Source organism: Iamia sp., from assembly GCF_035575815.1.
Lineage (GTDB): Bacteria > Actinomycetota > Acidimicrobiia > Acidimicrobiales > Iamiaceae > Iamia.
This window is the reverse complement of sequence record NZ_DATLXO010000088.1, coordinates 1-16,218: the sequence shown is the minus strand read 5'-3', so window position 1 is coordinate 16,218 and position 16,218 is coordinate 1. Positions and strand designations below refer to the sequence as shown.

General features: G+C 71.8%; 17 protein-coding genes. 8 read left to right on the top strand and 9 right to left on the bottom strand.

The features are described 5' to 3' along the window. The first annotated feature begins 136 nt into the window (after positions 1-136). The gene (locus VNL12_RS09450; protein ID WP_325593890.1) at positions 137-523 is read left to right on the top strand and encodes a type II toxin-antitoxin system VapC family toxin; all 387 of its coding nucleotides are present in this window, start codon (positions 137-139) and stop codon (positions 521-523) included. Between the two features lie 105 nt (positions 524-628). Here VNL12_RS09450 and VNL12_RS09445 read toward each other — a convergent pair whose 3' ends face one another. From VNL12_RS09445 to dnaK, 8 genes are all read right to left on the bottom strand, one after another. Continuing rightward, positions 629-1,027: a type II toxin-antitoxin system VapC family toxin gene (locus VNL12_RS09445; RefSeq protein ID WP_325593888.1), complete on the bottom strand. Its 399-nt coding sequence runs from the start codon at positions 1,025-1,027 to the stop codon at positions 629-631. Then, complete coding sequence (locus tag VNL12_RS09440; RefSeq protein WP_325593886.1) at positions 1,021-1,257, bottom strand: FitA-like ribbon-helix-helix domain-containing protein; 237 nt, start codon at positions 1,255-1,257, stop codon at positions 1,021-1,023. Before VNL12_RS09440 ends, VNL12_RS09445 begins: the two co-directional genes overlap by 7 nt. A 149-nt stretch (positions 1,258-1,406) precedes the next feature. Beyond that, complete coding sequence (locus VNL12_RS09435; protein ID WP_325593884.1) at positions 1,407-3,890, bottom strand: ATP-dependent Clp protease ATP-binding subunit; 2,484 nt, start codon at positions 3,888-3,890, stop codon at positions 1,407-1,409. Between the two features lie 66 nt (positions 3,891-3,956). Beyond that, on the bottom strand, positions 3,957-4,190 hold the full coding sequence (locus tag VNL12_RS09430) for a hypothetical protein (protein WP_325593882.1): 234 nt from the start codon (positions 4,188-4,190) through the stop codon (positions 3,957-3,959). Between the two features lie 53 nt (positions 4,191-4,243). Continuing rightward, positions 4,244-4,624, bottom strand: coding sequence for a heat shock protein transcriptional repressor HspR (locus tag VNL12_RS09425; protein WP_325593880.1), 381 nt, complete (start codon positions 4,622-4,624; stop codon positions 4,244-4,246). Between the two features lie 159 nt (positions 4,625-4,783). Beyond that, on the bottom strand, positions 4,784-5,950 hold the full coding sequence (gene dnaJ, locus VNL12_RS09420) for a molecular chaperone DnaJ (protein ID WP_325593878.1): 1,167 nt from the start codon (positions 5,948-5,950) through the stop codon (positions 4,784-4,786). Positions 5,951-5,955: 5 nt separating this feature from the next. Beyond that, entirely contained in the window at positions 5,956-6,603 is a 648-nt protein-coding gene (locus VNL12_RS09415) for a nucleotide exchange factor GrpE (protein ID WP_325593876.1), read from the bottom strand. Further along, complete coding sequence (gene dnaK / locus VNL12_RS09410) at positions 6,603-8,477, bottom strand: molecular chaperone DnaK (protein ID WP_325593874.1); 1,875 nt, start codon at positions 8,475-8,477, stop codon at positions 6,603-6,605. The genes VNL12_RS09415 and dnaK overlap by 1 nt, the downstream gene beginning before the upstream one ends. A gap of 193 nt (positions 8,478-8,670) precedes the next feature. Here dnaK and gpmA point away from each other — a divergent pair, with 193 nt between their 5' ends. The 7 genes from gpmA (at position 8,671) to mnhG (ending at position 15,863) form a co-directional block, all read left to right on the top strand. Beyond that, complete coding sequence (gene gpmA, locus VNL12_RS09405) at positions 8,671-9,471, top strand: 2,3-diphosphoglycerate-dependent phosphoglycerate mutase (RefSeq protein ID WP_325593872.1); 801 nt, start codon at positions 8,671-8,673, stop codon at positions 9,469-9,471. Positions 9,472-9,780: 309 nt separating this feature from the next. Continuing rightward, positions 9,781-12,624 (top strand): hydrogen gas-evolving membrane-bound hydrogenase subunit E, encoded by a 2,844-nt coding sequence (gene mbhE, locus VNL12_RS09400; protein ID WP_325593870.1) that lies wholly within the window; start codon positions 9,781-9,783, stop codon positions 12,622-12,624. Further along, positions 12,621-13,043 (top strand): NADH-quinone oxidoreductase subunit K, encoded by a 423-nt coding sequence (locus VNL12_RS09395; protein ID WP_325593868.1) that lies wholly within the window; start codon positions 12,621-12,623, stop codon positions 13,041-13,043. The genes mbhE and VNL12_RS09395 overlap by 4 nt, the downstream gene beginning before the upstream one ends. Beyond that, positions 13,040-14,524, top strand: a complete 1,485-nt coding sequence (locus VNL12_RS09390) for a proton-conducting transporter membrane subunit (protein ID WP_325593866.1) — start codon at positions 13,040-13,042, stop codon at positions 14,522-14,524. Before VNL12_RS09395 ends, VNL12_RS09390 begins: the two co-directional genes overlap by 4 nt. 240 nt (positions 14,525-14,764) lie before the next feature. After that, on the top strand, positions 14,765-15,289 hold the full coding sequence (locus VNL12_RS09385) for a Na+/H+ antiporter subunit E (RefSeq protein WP_325593864.1): 525 nt from the start codon (positions 14,765-14,767) through the stop codon (positions 15,287-15,289). Beyond that, positions 15,286-15,546 carry a monovalent cation/H+ antiporter complex subunit F gene (locus VNL12_RS09380; protein ID WP_325593863.1) on the top strand — a complete coding sequence of 87 codons (261 nt, stop codon included), beginning with the start codon at positions 15,286-15,288 and terminating at the stop codon, positions 15,544-15,546. The genes VNL12_RS09385 and VNL12_RS09380 overlap by 4 nt, the downstream gene beginning before the upstream one ends. Next, positions 15,543-15,863, top strand: a complete 321-nt coding sequence (mnhG, locus tag VNL12_RS09375) for a monovalent cation/H(+) antiporter subunit G (RefSeq protein ID WP_325593861.1) — start codon at positions 15,543-15,545, stop codon at positions 15,861-15,863. Before VNL12_RS09380 ends, mnhG begins: the two co-directional genes overlap by 4 nt. Before the next feature lie 75 nt (positions 15,864-15,938). Here mnhG and VNL12_RS09370 read toward each other — a convergent pair. Continuing rightward, positions 15,939-16,218: P-II family nitrogen regulator (locus VNL12_RS09370; protein ID WP_325593859.1), on the bottom strand; the 280-nt coding region annotated here is incomplete at its 5' end.

Below are 16,218 nucleotides of genomic sequence, written 5' to 3'. Positions count from 1 at the left end.
TCTCGCCGTCCGGCGCCTACCTTGACGTTGTCGCCGTCGGCGACCTTGCTCTCGAGGAGGGCGACGGCGAGGCGGTCACCGGTCTCACGCTCTCAGCCTCCGAGATGCTCGCAACGGTCCGATCCAGCGAACGCGGTTGACTGCCTCGGCCGCAGTCGAGGTCTTGCTGCAGTCGGCCCGAGGTCGTTGGGTCCAACCGAGGCTTGCCTGGGCCGATGGGATCTCGGTGCCGGAGCACTTCTACGTCGAGGTGATCGGGACGATCCGCGGGTTCGAGCAGACGGAGGAGATCGATGCCGTCCGTGCCCGTGCGATGGTCGACCAAGTGCATGCCTGGCCTCTTCACCGGTCGGCGGTCCGCCCAATCATCGAAGCGGGGTGGGACATGCGGCACAACATCCGCATCGCCGACGCGGTATACGTCGAGCTTGTCCGGCTGCTCGATGCCGAGCTGGTGACCTCCGATCGGCGGCTGGCAAGCGCGCCCCGCCTGGGCGTATCGGTCGTCATCCCGCCTGCCTGACGGGGACGTAGACCGGACCGACCCGGTGAATCCGAGTGCTCCTCGGACGGATGCTGCCGCGCCGCTGCGAGGGACCCGCGACCCAAGGGCGCCGGGCGGGCATCGTCAGCTGTCGGGGGTGCGCACGTCGCAGCCCAACGCCGGCGCCCGAGCCAGCCGCCGGTCGAGCGTGACCAGGGGGACGCCCAACGCCTCGGCCAGGGCGACGTAGCTGGCGTCGTAGGACGTGAGGTTGGCCCGCAGATCCCACGCCCTCGGCACGAGTGCGCCGTAGCCCACGAGGTCGACGGGCAGATCGACGAGGTCGGCATGGGCCTGCACCGCTTCCGAGCTCGTCATCAGACCGGCCATCTCGTGGCGTCGCAGGATGTTGGCCGTCTCGAAGGGCGCCAGGTGCGGAGCGGCCAGGTCATGGCCGCGCACCTCTGTGTGCGCCCACTCTCCCTCCAGCCCCGCCGCCACCAGTGCGAACAGGACCGAGGAGTCGACGACCACGGTCACCATCGATCGGCGTCGCGCGCGGCCAGGATCGACTCGGTCGTCACCGAGGACCCTGTCGCCGCCACCCGCGCCCGGGCACGGTCGAGCACGTCGTCAACCGTCGCCGCGCTCGACAGACGGGTCAGCTCACGGAGCAGGTGCTCCTGCAGCGACCGGCCCTGGCTGGCCGCACGAGCCGCGAGCGCATCTCGCACCGGATCCGGGACGTTGCGGATGGTGATCGTGACGGTCATGCATGCACAATAGCGCTGCTGCATGCGCAAGGCCATCGCCTCGGGCCACGGTCCGGGGCTCAACCCTCGACGTACTGGCTGGGTTGGCTGCTGGAGCAGCCAGGTCGCAGCCCAGTACGACGGGTTTGGAGTGCGGGTCGGTCGGTCGATCAGCCCTCGACGGTGATGGCGCCGTCGTGGCCGACGTCGACGGTCACGGTGTCGCCCTCCGCCACCTTGCCCTCGATCAGGTCGACGGCCAGGCGGTCGCCGATCTCACGCTGGATGACCCGCTTGAGGGGACGGGCCCCGAAGGCGGGGTCGAAGCCCTCGCGGGCCAGAGCCACGAGGGCACCGGGCGTGACCTCGAGGGCGATGCGCCGGGCCTCGAGGCGACGCCGCAGCGACTCCAGCTGGATCTGAACGATGGGGCCCAGGTCGTCCTCGGTGAGCGAGCGGAACCGCACGATGTCGTCGATGCGGTTGATGAACTCCGGCTTGAAGAAGTCCTGCGGATCACCGGGCAGGTTCGAGGTCATGATCAGCACCGTGTTGGTGAAGTCGACAGTGCGACCCTGGCCGTCGGTGAGGCGGCCGTCGTCGAAGACCTGGAGCAGCACGTTGAACACGTCGGGGTGGGCCTTCTCGATCTCGTCGAGCAGCACCACCGAGTACGGGCGGCGGCGCACCGCCTCGGTGAGCTGGCCGCCCTCGCCGTAGCCGACGTACCCGGGAGGGGCGCCGATGAGGCGACTCACCGTGTGCTTCTCCATGTACTCGCTCATGTCGATGCGCACCATGGCCTTGGCGTCGTCGAAGAGGAACTCGGCGAGGGTGCGGGCCAGCTCGGTCTTGCCCACGCCGGTGGGCCCGAGGAACAGGAACGAGCCGATGGGGCGGTCGGGGTCCGACAGGCCGGCCCGGCTGCGGCGGATGGCGTTGGCCACGGCGGCCACCGCGGTGTCCTGGCCCACGACCCGGGCGTGGAGCACGTCTTCCATGCGGACGAGCTTGGCGACCTCGCCCTCCATCATTCGGGTGACGGGGACACCGGTCCACGAGCTGACGATGCCGGCCACATCCTCCTCGTCGACCTCCTCCTTCAACATGCGCTTGGTGGACTGCAGCTCGGCCAGGCGGGCGGTGGCGGTGTCGACCTGCTTCTCGAGGGCGGGGACCTGGCCGTAGCGGATCTCCGAAGCCTTCTCGAGGTCGGGCTCACGCTCGAGCTCGCTGCGGCGGGCCTCGAGGGACTCCTTCAGCTCACGGATGTCCTCGATGGCCTCCTTCTCGGCCTGCCAGTGGGCCTTCATGCCACCGGAGGTCTCGCTGAGGTCGGCCAGCTCGCGCTCGAGGGCGGCCAGGCGCTCGGCCGAGGCCGGGTCGGTCTCCTTGGCCAGCGCCACTCGCTCGATCTCGAGCTGGCGGATGCGGCGCTCGACGACGTCGATCTCGGTCGGCAGCGAATCGATCTCGATGCGGAGCTTCGACGCCGCCTCGTCGATGAGGTCGATGGCCTTGTCGGGCAGGAAGCGCCCGGTGAGGTAGCGGTCCGACAGCACGGCCGCGGCGACCAGGGCGGAGTCCTGGATGCGCACCCCGTGGTGGACCTCGTAGCGCTCGGCCAGGCCCCGCAGGATGGCGATGGTGTCCTCGACCGAGGGCTCGCCGACGAAGATCTGCTGGAAGCGGCGCTCAAGGGCGGCATCGGTCTCGATGAACTTGCGGTACTCGTCGAGGGTCGTGGCCCCGACGAGGCGCAGCTCGCCGCGGGCCAGCATGGGCTTGATCATGTTGCCGGCGTCCATGGCCCCCTCGGCCTTGCCGGCGCCGACGATGGTGTGGAGCTCGTCGATGAAGGTGATGACCTCGCCCTCGGCGTCGGTGATCTCCTTGAGCACCGCCTTGAGGCGCTCCTCGAACTCGCCGCGGTACTTGGCCCCCGCGACCATGCCGCCGAGGTCGAGGGAGATGACCCGGCGGTTCTTCAGACCCTCGGGCACGTCGCCCTCGACGATGCGCCGGGCCAGGCCCTCGACGATCGCGGTCTTGCCGACGCCGGGCTCGCCGATGAGCACCGGGTTGTTCTTGGTGCGGCGGGATAGCACCTGGATGGTGCGGCGGATCTCCTCGTCGCGCCCGATGACCGGATCGAGCTTGCCCTGGCGGGCGGCCTCGGTCAGGTCGCGCCCGAAGCGCTCCAGGGACTGGAACGTGTCCTCGGGGTTCTGGCTGGTCACCCGGTGGCTGCCGCGCACCTCCCGCAGAGCGGTGAGCAGGTCGTCGCGGGCCACGTCCAGCCGGTCGGCGAGGGCGAGCAGCAGGTGCTCGGTAGAGAGGTACTCGTCGGTGAGCTCCACCCGGGCCGCCTCGGCGACATCCATCACCTTGGTGAGCTCACGGCTCATCCGCACCTCGCTGCCGTAGGCCCGGGGCAGCTTGGCCAGGCGTTCCCCGGTGGCGTTGCGCAGGGGAAGCGGCGCCAGCCCGACCTTCGTCAGGACGGGGAGCACGATGCCCTCGCTCTGGCCGAGGAGGGCCATGAGCAGGTGATCCGGGGTCACCTCGGGGTTGCTGGCGGATCGCGCCGCCTCGGTGGCGGCCTGCACGGCCTCCTGGGTCTTCAGGGTCCAGCGGTTCGGATCGAGCGCCATCACCGCAGCCTAAGGGCCGCCCCCGAACTTGCCAATGGGATTGTCAGGTTTTCTCCCGAGCCTGCCTCAGGAGCGGACGTCGTCGCCGAGGGTGCCGTCGAGGTCGCGGAGGATCAGCCACCATGAGGCCAGGCCGTGCTCGCACCACCCGTCGTAGGCCGCCAGGCAGTCGTCGGGGCAGCGCGACAGGCCATCGGCCACCCAGTCGGCCAGCCACTCCTCGTCCGGCGGCGCCCACCCGCTGTTGGCCTCGAACCACTCGTGGGCGGCCCGGATGGCCGTTGCCGCATCGGTCGTCACATCCCCATGGTGCTCCGGCTCGGGTCAGGCCGCACCGTCGGGGTCGTCACCGGTCAGCGACGGCGACGGCGACCTTGGTACAAGACGACCGACTGTGACACCGGGACCAGCTCGGACCGGTGGCGACGCTCGACCTCGGCGACCTCGCGCCGGGCGGCGGCCTCGGCGCCGTGGAGCGCGGCGCGCAGCGCCCGCACCTCCTCCTCCAGCGCCAGCACCCGCTGCACACCGGCCAGGTTGAGGCCCTCGTCGGTGAGCTCGGTGATGCGCTGCAACAGGGCGATGTCGTCGTCGCTGTAGCGGCGGCTGCCGCCGGCGGTGCGGGCCGGGTCGACCAGGCCCTTGCGCTCGTAGATGCGCAAGGTCTGAGGGTGGACGCCGGCCAGCTCGGCCGCGACCGAGATGACGTAGACGGCTCGGGCGGACCTAACCACGACGACCTCCGGCCGCCATGGTGGCACGCCCGTCGGCCTCCGCCCCGGAGAGGCGACCAGCGGACGACGAGGGTGGCCCCGGCGGGGCGAACCTTGAGCGGTTGAGTGCGCATGGGTCGGACAACCGCTCAAAGCTTGAGCTTCGACGACGCGGCCGGGTCACGGGACCGGCTCCATGTGGGCGCGGGGGGACTCATCCGCGGTGAGGGCGGCGAGCTCCTCGATGGCCTTGCGCTGAGCGGCGGTGAGCCGGGTGGGCACGGCCACCTCGACGGTGACGAGCAGGTCGCCCGGGCCGGCCCTGGCCGGCACGCCGCGGCCCCGCACCCGCAGGGTGCGTCCGGTGGGCGTGCCCTCGGCGATGCGCACCGTCACGGTGGACCCGTTGAGGGTCGGCACCGCGACATCCGCACCGAGGGCGGCCTCGGCGAAGGTGATCGGCAGGGTGAGGGTGAGGTCGCGGCCCTTGACCCGGAACAGCTCGTGGGGCGCCACCCGGCACACCACGTAGAGGTCGCCGGCGGGACCGCCGTCGCGACCCGGGGTGCCGCGGCCCCGCACCCGGATGCGCTGCCCGTCGGTGACGCCGGCGGGGATGCGCACCTTGACCTCGCGGGGGCGGCGCTCGATGCCCGACCCGCCACACGTGGGGCACGGATCGTCGATGATCGAGCCCCGGCCCCGGCACTGCGGGCAGGGGCTGCTGAAGGAGAACGGACCCTGATCCTCGGCGATGGACCCGAGGCCGCCGCAGCGGGGGCACTGTCGGGGGGCGGTGCCGAGGCGGGCGCCGTCACCGTGGCAGGTGCCGCACACCGCATCAGCCAGGAGGCGGACGCTGGTGGTGACGCCCTCGACGGCGTCGACGAACGACAGGTGCAGGTCGGTCTCGAGGTCCTGGCCGCGCTGGGGGCCGGGCCGCGCGCCGGGACGGGCACCCGGTGCGCCCCGCCCGCGACCGAAGAGGTTGCCGAACAACGAGCCGAGGTCGCCGAGGTCGGCCGGGTCGCCGGCGAAGCCACCGCCACCCGGCCCGAAGCCGCCGCCGGGGCCGAAGCCGCCAGCGGGGCCGAAGCCGCCACCCGAGGCGGCGAGCGCCCGGACCTCGTCGTACTCCTTGCGGCGCTCAGCGTCGCCGATCACGTCGTAGGCGGCCGAGACGTCCTTGAAGCGCTGCTCGGCGGTGGCGTTGCCCGGGTTGGCATCGGGGTGCAGCTCGCGCGCCAGCTTCCGGTAGGCCTTGGTGACGGCCTTCTGGTCCGCGTCGGACGAGACGCCGAGGAGGGCGTAGTAGTCCTTCTCGAGCCATTCCCGCTGGGGCGCCACGGCGCTCAGCCCCTGACCTTCACCATGGCCGCGCGGACCACCCGACCCTTCCAGGCGTACCCGATGCGCAGCACGTCAGCCACCACCGACAGCGCCGGGTCGTCGTCGTCGCTGGCGGGTTCGTGCATGACCGCCTCGTGGCGGGTGGGGTCGAACACGTCGCCCGCCGGGTCGATGCGCTCCAGGCCGTTCTTCTCGAGGATCTGCACGAGGGCCGCGAACACGGGCTCGACCGCGGCCTCGCCGTGGGCGATGGCGCCGTCGCACGCGTCGAGCACCGGAAGCAGGTCCTCGACAAGGCGACCGGTCACGGCGTCGGCCCGGCTCCCGGCGTCGCGCTGGAGCCGCTTCTTGGAGTTCTCGAAGTCGGCCTGGGCCCGGCGCAGCCGGTTGAGGTAGTCGTCGCGCTCGCCGGTCAGTCGCTCGATGTCGTCGAGCAGGGCCTCGACCGACACGTCCGCCGGGGGAACCATCGGCCCGCCGTCGTCGGGTGAGCCCGGAGCGCCGGCGGGGTCGAGGCCGGCGACTATCGACTCGAAGTCGCCGTCGTCGCCCCCGCCCGCGTCAGCGACCGGGGAGCCGGGGGTGTCGGGCGCGACCGGTGAGCCGGTCGGCTCCTCGGCCTCGCCGGGTTCCGGAGGCACCTCGGACATCAGGAGCTGCCCTTGGCGGTGTCATCCGCGTCGCCGTCGTCGACGACCTCGGCGTCGACCACGTCGTCGTCGGAGCCGCCGTCGGTGGCACCGGCGCCGCCGGCCTCGCCGTAGGAGCCCTCGTTCTCGGCCTTGGCCGCGTCGTAGAGCTTCTGGGTGAGGCTCTGGCTGGCGGTCATGAGCGCCTCGGTGCCCGCCCGGATGGCGTCGGTGTCGGAGCCCTCGAGCGCGCTCTTGAGCTCGGAGAGGGCGGCCTCGGCGGCCTCCTTCTCGGAGCCCTCCACCTTGTCGCCCTGCTCGCGCAGCACCTTCTCGACCTGGTAGACGAGGGTGTCGGCCTGGTTGCGCGCCTCGACGTCCTCCTTGCGCTTGCGGTCCTCCTCGGCGTGGGCCTCGGCGTCCTTGACCATCTGGTCGATGGCCGACTTGTCGAGCGACGACTGGCCGGTGATGGTCATGGACTGGGTCTTGTTGGTGGCCCGGTCCTTGGCCGACACGTGCACGATGCCATCGGCGTCGATGTCGAAGGTGACCTCGATCTGGGGGACGCCCCGGGGCGCAGGCGGCAGGTCGACGAGCTGGAACTTTCCCAGCGTCTTGTTGTACTGGGCCATCTCCCGCTCGCCCTGCAGGACGTGGATCTCCACCTGCGACTGCATGTCATCGGCGGTGGTGAACGTCTCGCTGCGCTGGGTCGGGATGGTGGAGTTGCGCTCGATGAGGCGGGTCATCACGCCGCCCTTGGTCTCGATGCCGAGCGACAGCGGGGTGACGTCGAGGAGCAGGACGTCTTTGACCTCGCCCTTGAGCACGCCGGCCTGGACGGCGGCGCCGACGGCGACGACCTCGTCGGGGTTGACGCCCTTGTTCGGCTCGTTGCCGGTGAGCTCGCGCACGAGCTCGGTGACCGCCGGCATGCGGGTGGAGCCGCCCACCAAGATGATGTGGTTGATCTCGCCCTGGGAGAGCCCGGCGTCGGAGATGGCTTGCTCGAAGGGGCCCCGGCACCGGTTCAGCAGATCGGCGGTGAGCTCCTGGAACTTCGACCGGGAGAGGGTCTCGTCGAGGTGCAACGGGCCATCGGCGCCGGCGGTGATGTAGGGCAGGTTGATCTGGGTCTGCTGGGTGGACGAGAGCTCGATCTTGGCCTTCTCGGCCGCTTCCTTCAGCCGCTGCTCGGCCATCGGGTCCTTGGCCAGGTCGATGCCGTGGGCGTTCTTGAAGCCCGACACCATCCAGTCGATGACGGCCTGGTCCCAGTCGTCGCCGCCCAGGTTCACGTCGCCGTGGGTGGACTTCACCTCGAACACCGAGTCGCCGATCTCGAGCACCGACACGTCGAAGGTGCCGCCGCCGAGGTCGAAGACGAGGACGGTCTGCTCCTGGTCCTCGCCGACCTTCTCGAGGCCGTAGGCGAGGGCGGCGGCGGTGGGCTCGTTGATGACCCGCAGCACCTCGAGGCCGGCGATCTGGCCCGCCTCCTTGGTGGCGGTGCGCTCGGCGTCGTTGAAGTACGCGGGGACGGTGATGACGGCCTGGTGGACAGTGTCGTTCAGGTACGACTCGGCGTCGGCCTTGAGCTTCATCAGGGTGCGGGCCGAGATCTCCTGGGCCGTGTAGCCCTTGCCGTCGATCTCGATCTTCCAGTCGGTGCCCATGTGGCGCTTGACCGATCGGATGGTGCGGCCCGGGTTGGTGATGGCCTGGCGCTTGGCCACCTCACCCACCAGGACCTCGCCCGCCTTGGAGAAGGCGACGACCGACGGGGTGGTGCGCGACCCCTCGGCGTTGGGGATGACGATCGGTTCGCCCGCCTCGAGGACGCTGACGACCGAGTTGGTGGTGCCGAGGTCGATTCCGACGGCCTTGGGCATGGGGGTTTCCTCCGGTGCGGGACGAGATGTGTCTTGCGTCAGGATAAAAGTTGAGTGCCCGACTATCAACCTGACGCCGAGATCTTCCGAAACTGCCGCCCTGCCGGGTCTCGTCGACCCATCACGGTGGCGGTTTGCCCGTCGTCTGAGCACCGTCGTCCTGCCCGGCGTGGACCCTCCTACTGTGGCGGCCATGAGCCGCGCCCGCGCCACCCTCGTCCTGCTCCGCCACGGCCAGAGCACCTGGAACGCCGAGAACCTCTTCACCGGGTGGTGGGACGCCCCGCTCTCGGCCCTCGGCGAGCAGGAGGCGCGCGAGTCGGGGCGCCTCATGGCCGAGGCCGGCCTCGCCCCCGACGTCGTCCACACCTCGCTGCAGACCCGCGCCATCCACACCGCGGACCTGGCCCTCTTGGCCATGGGCCTCTCGTGGGTGCCGGTGCGGCGCCACTGGCGGCTGAACGAGCGCCACTACGGCGATCTCACGGGCCGGGACAAGGCCGAGACGGCGGCGCGCTTCGGAGCCGACCAGGTGCACATCTGGCGGCGCAGCTACGACACGCCGCCGCCGCCCATCGCCCCGGACAACGCCCACAACCCCAACGAGGACCGGCGCTACGCCGCCCTGCCACCCGACGTGCTCCCGACCTCGGAGTGCCTGGCCGACGTGGTGGCCCGCATGCTGCCCTACTGGTTCGATGCCATCGTCGCTGACCTGGCGGCGGGGCGCACGGTGCTCGTCGCCGCCCACGGCAACAGCCTGCGGGCCCTCGTGAAGCACCTCGACGACATCGCCGACGATGCCATCTCCGAGCTGAACCTGCCCACGGGGGTCCCGCTCGTGTACGAGCTCGACCCCGCCACGATGCGACCCGCCGAACCCGGCGACCCGTTGGCCCGCAGCCTGGGCGACCCCGCGGCGGTGGCGGCCGCCGCCGCCGCCGTGGCCCAGCAGGCGGCCCGGTCCCCCGCCGCAGAGACCTGGGGCCGGTAGGCCCCCGACCGAGAGGCACCGGGGCGGAAGATCCGGCCACCCGCTACGAGCCGTGAGACCACCATCCGGGGGGCACGGGAGGCGTCGGCCCGTTGCGCTCCCAGGTCACCAACGTGGTCGGGACCCCGGACACGCCATCCGATCGGTCCCGGCAACGGCGGGCCGGCCGAACAGGTGCGTCTCATCGACGCCATCGGCGGGTCCGCGAACCCGCCTACCAGGGAGGCGGCGGGATAGCGGGCTGGTACCCTTCGGTCTGGGTGTGCCGGGAAGCCTGGTCGGCGATGTCATCTCCGACCCCGTAGGTCCATGGTCCTCCTCGTCACCTCGCACATCCTTGCTGCCGCGCTTCTTCTCGGCCTCGGCGCGCGCCTCGGCCGGCGCGGGACGATCGCCGCCGCGCTGGTCGTCCCCGGTGTCGCCGCGGCCTGGTTCGCGTCCCAGATCGGCGGTGTGCTCGACGGGGCCGAACGCTCGCAGCGCTGGACCTGGCTGCCCGACCTCGACGTCGCCCTGTCGTTCCGGCTCGACGGGTTCGCCCTGCTCATGGCCCTGGTCGTCACCGGTATGGGCACCCTCGTGCTGGCGTACTCGGGCAGCTACTTCGGCCCCGAGGTGCCCCTCGAGCGGCTCTCGCGCTTCGCCGGCGGGTTCGTCGCCTTCGCCGGCGCCATGCTCGGGCTCGTCCTCGCCGATGACACCTGGACGCTCTTCATCTTCTGGGAGGCGACCACGATCACCTCCTTCGTGCTGATCGGCCTCGACCACGAGGGCGCCGGCGCCCGGTCCGCCGCCCAGCAGGCCCTGCTCGTCACCGGGGCCGGTGGCCTCGCCCTCTTCGGTGGCCTAGCCCTGCTCGCCGACGCGGCGGGCACCACGTCGCTCGCCGGGCTGAGCGCGGCGCCGGCCACCGCCGTGGTGGTGCAGGTGGGCCTGGTGCTCGTCCTCGTCGGGGCGTTCACCAAGTCGGCACAGTTCCCGTTCCAGTTCTGGCTGCCCGGGGCCATGGCCGCGCCCACCCCGGTCAGCGCCTTCCTCCACTCGGCCACCATGGTGAAGGCGGGGGTGGTGCTGGTTGGCCGCCTGGCGCCCCTCTTCGCCGAGGTCTCGTGGTGGCGACCGACCCTCGTCGTCGTGGGCGGGCTGACGATGCTGACCGGCGGCATCAGCGCGCTGCGCCAGCACGATGCCAAGCTTCTCCTGGCCCACGGCACCGTGTCGCAGCTGGGCCTACTCATGGTGCTCTTCGGCCTCGGCCACCCGGCCACCACCGCCGCCGGGGTGGCCCTGCTGGTGGGCCACGCCCTGTTCAAGGCCGCGCTGTTCCTCGCCGTCGGCATCGTCGACCACGCCACCGGCAGCCGGGACATCCGCCGCCTGACCGGAGTGGGCCGCCGCCTGCCGTGGGTGGCGGCGATGACCGCGGTCGCCGCCGCCTCGATGGTCGGGCTGCCCCCGCTGCTCGGGTTCGTGGCCAAGGAGGCCGCCCTCGACGCCCTCGTCGAGGAGGGCGACGCGTGGAGCGTGGTCGCCCTCGTGGTGGTCGTCGTCGGCTCGGTCCTGACCACCGCGTACTCGGCCCGGCTCTGGTTCGGGCTCTTCTCCGACGGTCCCGGGCCGACGGACGAACCGGCCACCGTGCGCCACCCGCCGTCGGTCGGGCTCACCGGACCGGTGGGTGTGCTCGTCGGGCTCACCATCGCCGGCGGGCTGCTCGCCGGCCCCCTCGGCGACCGGCTCGGGGTCGCCAGCGAGGCGCTCGACCCCGCCGCCGAGGGGCACCTCACCCTGTGGGCGGGGCTCCACCTCCCGCTCTTCCTCTCGGTGGGCATCGTTGCGGCCGGCGCGGGGCTCCACCTCCTGCTCGCCCGGTCCCCGGGCCTGCCCGCGGCGCGCTTGTCGGGGACCCGGGCCTTCCAGTCCACCCTCGACGGCCTGCTCGTCGGTGCCCGCCGGGTCACGGCGATCGTCCAGAGCGGGTCGTTGCCGGCCTACATGGCCGTCGTGTTCGTGGTGCTCATCGCGGCCATGACGGCGGCGTTCGTGGGCGGGGCCGGGATCGGTCCGGGCGGCACCAGCGCCACGGGGGGCAGCGTCCTGCAGGCCGCGGTCGCCGTGCTCGCGGCGGCCATGGCCGCCGCCATGGTGGTGGCGCGCCGTCGCTTCGTGGCGGTGCTGATGCTCGGTGCCGTGGGCTACGCCATGGCGGCCATCTTCATGCTCTACGGGGCCCCGGACCTGGCCCTGACCCAGGTGCTGGTGGAGACGATCACCCTCGTCGTGTTCCTCCTCGTGCTCCGGCACCTCCCCGAGGGCTACTCGCCGCCCCCGGAGTGGGCTCCCCGCGCCGTGCGGATCGCCATCTCCCTCGCCGTGGGGCTGGGCGTGGCCACCTTCGCCCTCGTCGCCGGCACGGCGCGCACCACCAGCCCGGTCGCCGATGAGATCGTGGCCCGGTCCGAGCCCGACGCGGGCGGCCGCAACGTGGTGAACGTGATCCTCGTCGACGTCCGCGGCGTCGACACCCTGGGCGAGATCACCGTCCTCGCCATCGCCGCCGCCGGTGTAGCCAACCTGGTGCGCGCCGCCCGGCGGGACCACGGTGCGGGGACCGATCCCCTGGGCGACCCCCACCTGTCGGGAGCCGGGCCCCAGCCCGACCCGCCCGACGCCATCGGCGCCCGCTCGGTGATCTTCGACCAGGTCTCCCGCGCCGTTTTCACCCTGATCCTGTTGGTCTCGGTGTACGTGACCCTGCGGGGCCACAACGCCCCCGGTGGCGGCTTCGCCGGCGGCCTCATCGCCGGCATGGCGTTCGTCATGCGCTACCTGGCGGCCGGGTCGCCCCACCTCCGGCGCCCCCGGGCCCTGCCCACGTCGGGGCTCATCGCCACCGGCCTGCTGCTGGCGGTCGGGACCGGTCTGACCGCGGCGGCGACGGGCGAGGAGTTCCTGACCTCGTCGATCGCCGAGGTCGGCCTGCCGCTGATCGGCACGGTGAAGCTGGTGTCGTCCACGGTGTTCGACATCGGCGTGTACGTCCTGGTGCTGGGCGTGGTCCTCAGCGTGCTCACCCACCTGGGTTCGGAGTCGAGCGGCCACCCGCCGGGGCTGGCCGAGCCTGGCGCGTCGCCACGGGCGGGAGCTCGGTGAGCCTTCCCCTCGTCGCCCTCATAGGGGTGCTCTTCGCGACCGGCACCTACCTCATGCTCCACCGGACGATCACCCGCATCGTGCTGGGTGTCGCGGTGATGGGCAACGGCGTCAACCTGCTGCTGCTCACCGCCGGCGGGCGGCGGGGCACCGCCCCGGTCATCGGCGGGGAGGGAACCTTCACCGACCCCGTGCCCCAAGCCCTGGTGCTCACCGCCATCGTGATCGGCTTCGCCCTCCAGGCCTTCCTGCTCGCCCTGGCCTGGCGGAACTGGACCGTCGACGGCAACGACGAGGTCGAGGACGACCTCTCCGACCGGCGCCTGGCCGGCCCCATGGACGATGCCGATGGCGGGACCGACGGGGGCGTCGACGCCGACACCCAGCCCGACCCCCCGGGCGAGGGCGGACCCCGATGACCCGACTCGTCCCCCTGACCTTCGCCCTGCCCCTCCTGGGCGCGGCGCTGAGCCTGCTCGCGGTGCGTCACCAGCAGGTGCAGCGCATCGTCAACCTGGTCAGCCTCGGGGCGACGCTCGCCATCTCGGTCGTCCTCCTGGTGGCGGTCGAGCGCGACGACGCCGCGGTGGTGGCCCGCCTCGGCGGCTGGCCGTCGGAGATCGGCATCACCTACGTCGTCGACCGCCTCGCGGCCCTGATGCTCGTCATCGCCTTCGTGACCCTGCTCACGGTGCTGGTGTTCGCCGTCGGGCAAGGTGCGAACGACGAGCGCTCGCCCTACTACCACCCCGCCTACCTGGTGCTCGCCGCGGGCATCGCCGCCGCCTTCTCGACCGGCGACCTCTTCCACCTCTTCGTCGCCTTCGAGGTCCTGCTCATCGCCAGCTACGTGCTGCTGACCCTGCACGGGCGCCCCAGCCAGGTGCGTGCCGGCACCACCTACGTGGTCATCAACACCCTCGAGTCGCTGCTCCTGCTCACCGCGGTGGGCCTGGTGTACGCCGCCACCGGCACCCTCAGCCTGGCCGAGCTGCCGGTCCGTCTGGCCGAGCTCGACCCGGGGTTGCGCACCGGGCTCCAGATGCTGCTCCTGATCGCCTTCGGCCTCAAGGCCGCGGTGTTCCCCCTGTTCTTCTGGTTGCCCGACTCCTACCCCACCGCTCCCAGCCCGGTGACCGCGGTGTTCGCCGGCCTGCTCACCAAGGTCGGCGTCTACGCCTTGATCCGGACCCAGACCCTGCTCTTCCCCGACCAGCACCGCACCCTGTTGATCGTGGTCGCGGCCCTCACCATGCTCATCGGCGTGCTCGGGGCCATCGCCCAGAGCGACATCAAGCGCATCTTGTCGTTCCTCATCGTCAGCGGGATCGGCTACATGGTGATGGGCCTCGCCATCGGGGGTGCGGCCGGGGTTGCGGCGACCGTCTTCTACCTGCTGCACCACATCCCCACCAAGACCTCGCTGTTCCTCGTGGAGGGGGTAGTCGAATCCAGCGAGCGCACCGGCGAGCTCGACCGGCTGGGTGGCCTGGCCCGCCGATCGGGACCCCTGGCGCTGCTGTTCGCCGTGCCCGCGCTCAGCCTGGCCGGGGTGCCCCCGTTCTCGGGGTTCGTCGGCAAGCTGGGGCTGATCACCGCCGGGGTCGACGACGGCCAGTACGTCCTGGTGGCCGTGGCCCTGGTCGTCAGCCTGCTGACCCTCGTGTCGATGGCCAAGATCTGGCTCGGCGCGTTCTGGGGTCCCAAGTCCGACGGCGACGCACGCGAGGGGGGCATCCTCCGGCGCCGGCCGACCATGGGCGGCGCCACGGCCGTGCTCGTCGCCGTGACCCTGACCGTGGCCCTGGGGGCCGGGCCGCTCTACGCCCTCTGCGAGCGCGCCGCGGCCGACCTGACCACACCAGGCCACTACGCCGGCGACGTGGAGGCGGCACCGTGAGCGAGCGAACCAGACAAAACGGGCTCTCTGACGGCGAAGCCCGCGGAGCCGGCAGCGCTCATCGGTCCCCGGCTACGCCAACCCGGCCGGACGTGTCCGACGATCCAACGGCGAACCGATGAGCGAGTGGAGCGAGCGAACCAGACAGCGCGGCCTCTCTGACGGCGAAGCCGTCAGGGGTCATCGGTCCCCGGCAACACCAACCCGGCCGGACGTGTCCGACGATCCAACGGTCCACCGATGACCGCCACCCGCCGTCGCCTGCCCTGGCTCGGTGTCCTCACCCTCGTCTGGGTCCTCCTCAACGGCGACCCGACCCTCGCCAACCTCCTCGGCGGCCTGGCCGTGGCCACCGGCGTGCTCGTGATCTTCCCCCTCGCTGATGAGCCGCGCCTCCACCGGGTGCACCCCGTGGGCGTCGCCCGTTTCGTGCTGTTCGTCCTCGGCAGCCTGGTGACCTCGAGCATCCGCGTGCTGGTGACCGTCCTCGTCCCCACCCCGGCCCGGCTCCGCGCCGGCATCGTCCGGATCGAGCTGCCCGGCGCCACCCCGCTGGTGACGACCCTCGTGGCCAACGCCATCACCCTCACCCCCGGCACGCTGACCCTGACCGCAGGGTCAAACCCCGGCGTGCTGCACGTCCACGTGCTCGGGCTGGGCGACCTCGAGACGTTTCGTGCCGGGGTGCTCGACCTCCAGGCTCGAGCCGCGGCGGCCTTCACCCCGATCCCGGGGGGCGGGGACGACCACGAGGGCGAGCGATGACGGTCGTGGCGACGGTCTGCTTCGCGGCACTCGCCGTGTCGGCCGCGCTCTGCCTTCTGCGCGTCGTGCGCTCCGAGGGCCTCCCCGATCGCGCCATCGCCCTCGACACCGTCACCGCTACGATCATCTCGGGGATCGCGGTGGGCATCGTGGCGACCGGCGACGGCACGTACGCGGATGTCGCTCTCGTGCTCAGCCTGCTCGGCTTCCTGGCGACGGTGACGATCGCCCGCTACATGGGACGGCGGGGTCCGTGAACCTCCTCGACATCCTCGCGGGGCTCTTCGTGGTGGCCGGCGCGTCTCTGACCGTCGTGGCCGTCATCGGCCTCTACCGGCTGCCCGACGTCTACGCCCGCATGCACGCCGCGACCAAGCCCGCGACCCTCGGCATCACCCTCTGCCTGGTCGGCGCCGCCCTGGCTGTCGACGACGTCTCCGATGTCACCAAGCTCCTCCTCGCCGCCACGTTCCAGCTGGTGACGGCGCCGGTCTCCGCGCACCTCATCGGCCGCGCTGCGCACGAGGCCGGCGCCCGCCAGAGCGACCACACCGTCGTCGACGAGCTGGACTGACCCGAAATTGCGTACATGAGTCGCGCCGAGCGCGACTCATGTACGCAATTTCGGCGGTTCCGGGGTGGGCCGGGGCTAGATGGCGTCGACCCCCGACTCGCCGGTGCGGATGCGTACGATCGCCTCGATCGGGGGCACCCACACCTTGCCGTCCCCGATCTTCCCGGTGGCCGCCGCGGCCACCAGCACGTCGACCACCTTGTCCATCTCGACATCGTCGATCACGACCTCGAGCTTGACCTTGGGCACGAAGTCGATCTGGTACTCCGTGCCCCGATAGGTCTCGGTGTGGCCGCCCTGGCGACCGAACCCCTTCACCTCGGTCACGGTGATCCCGACGACCCCCGCGGTCTTC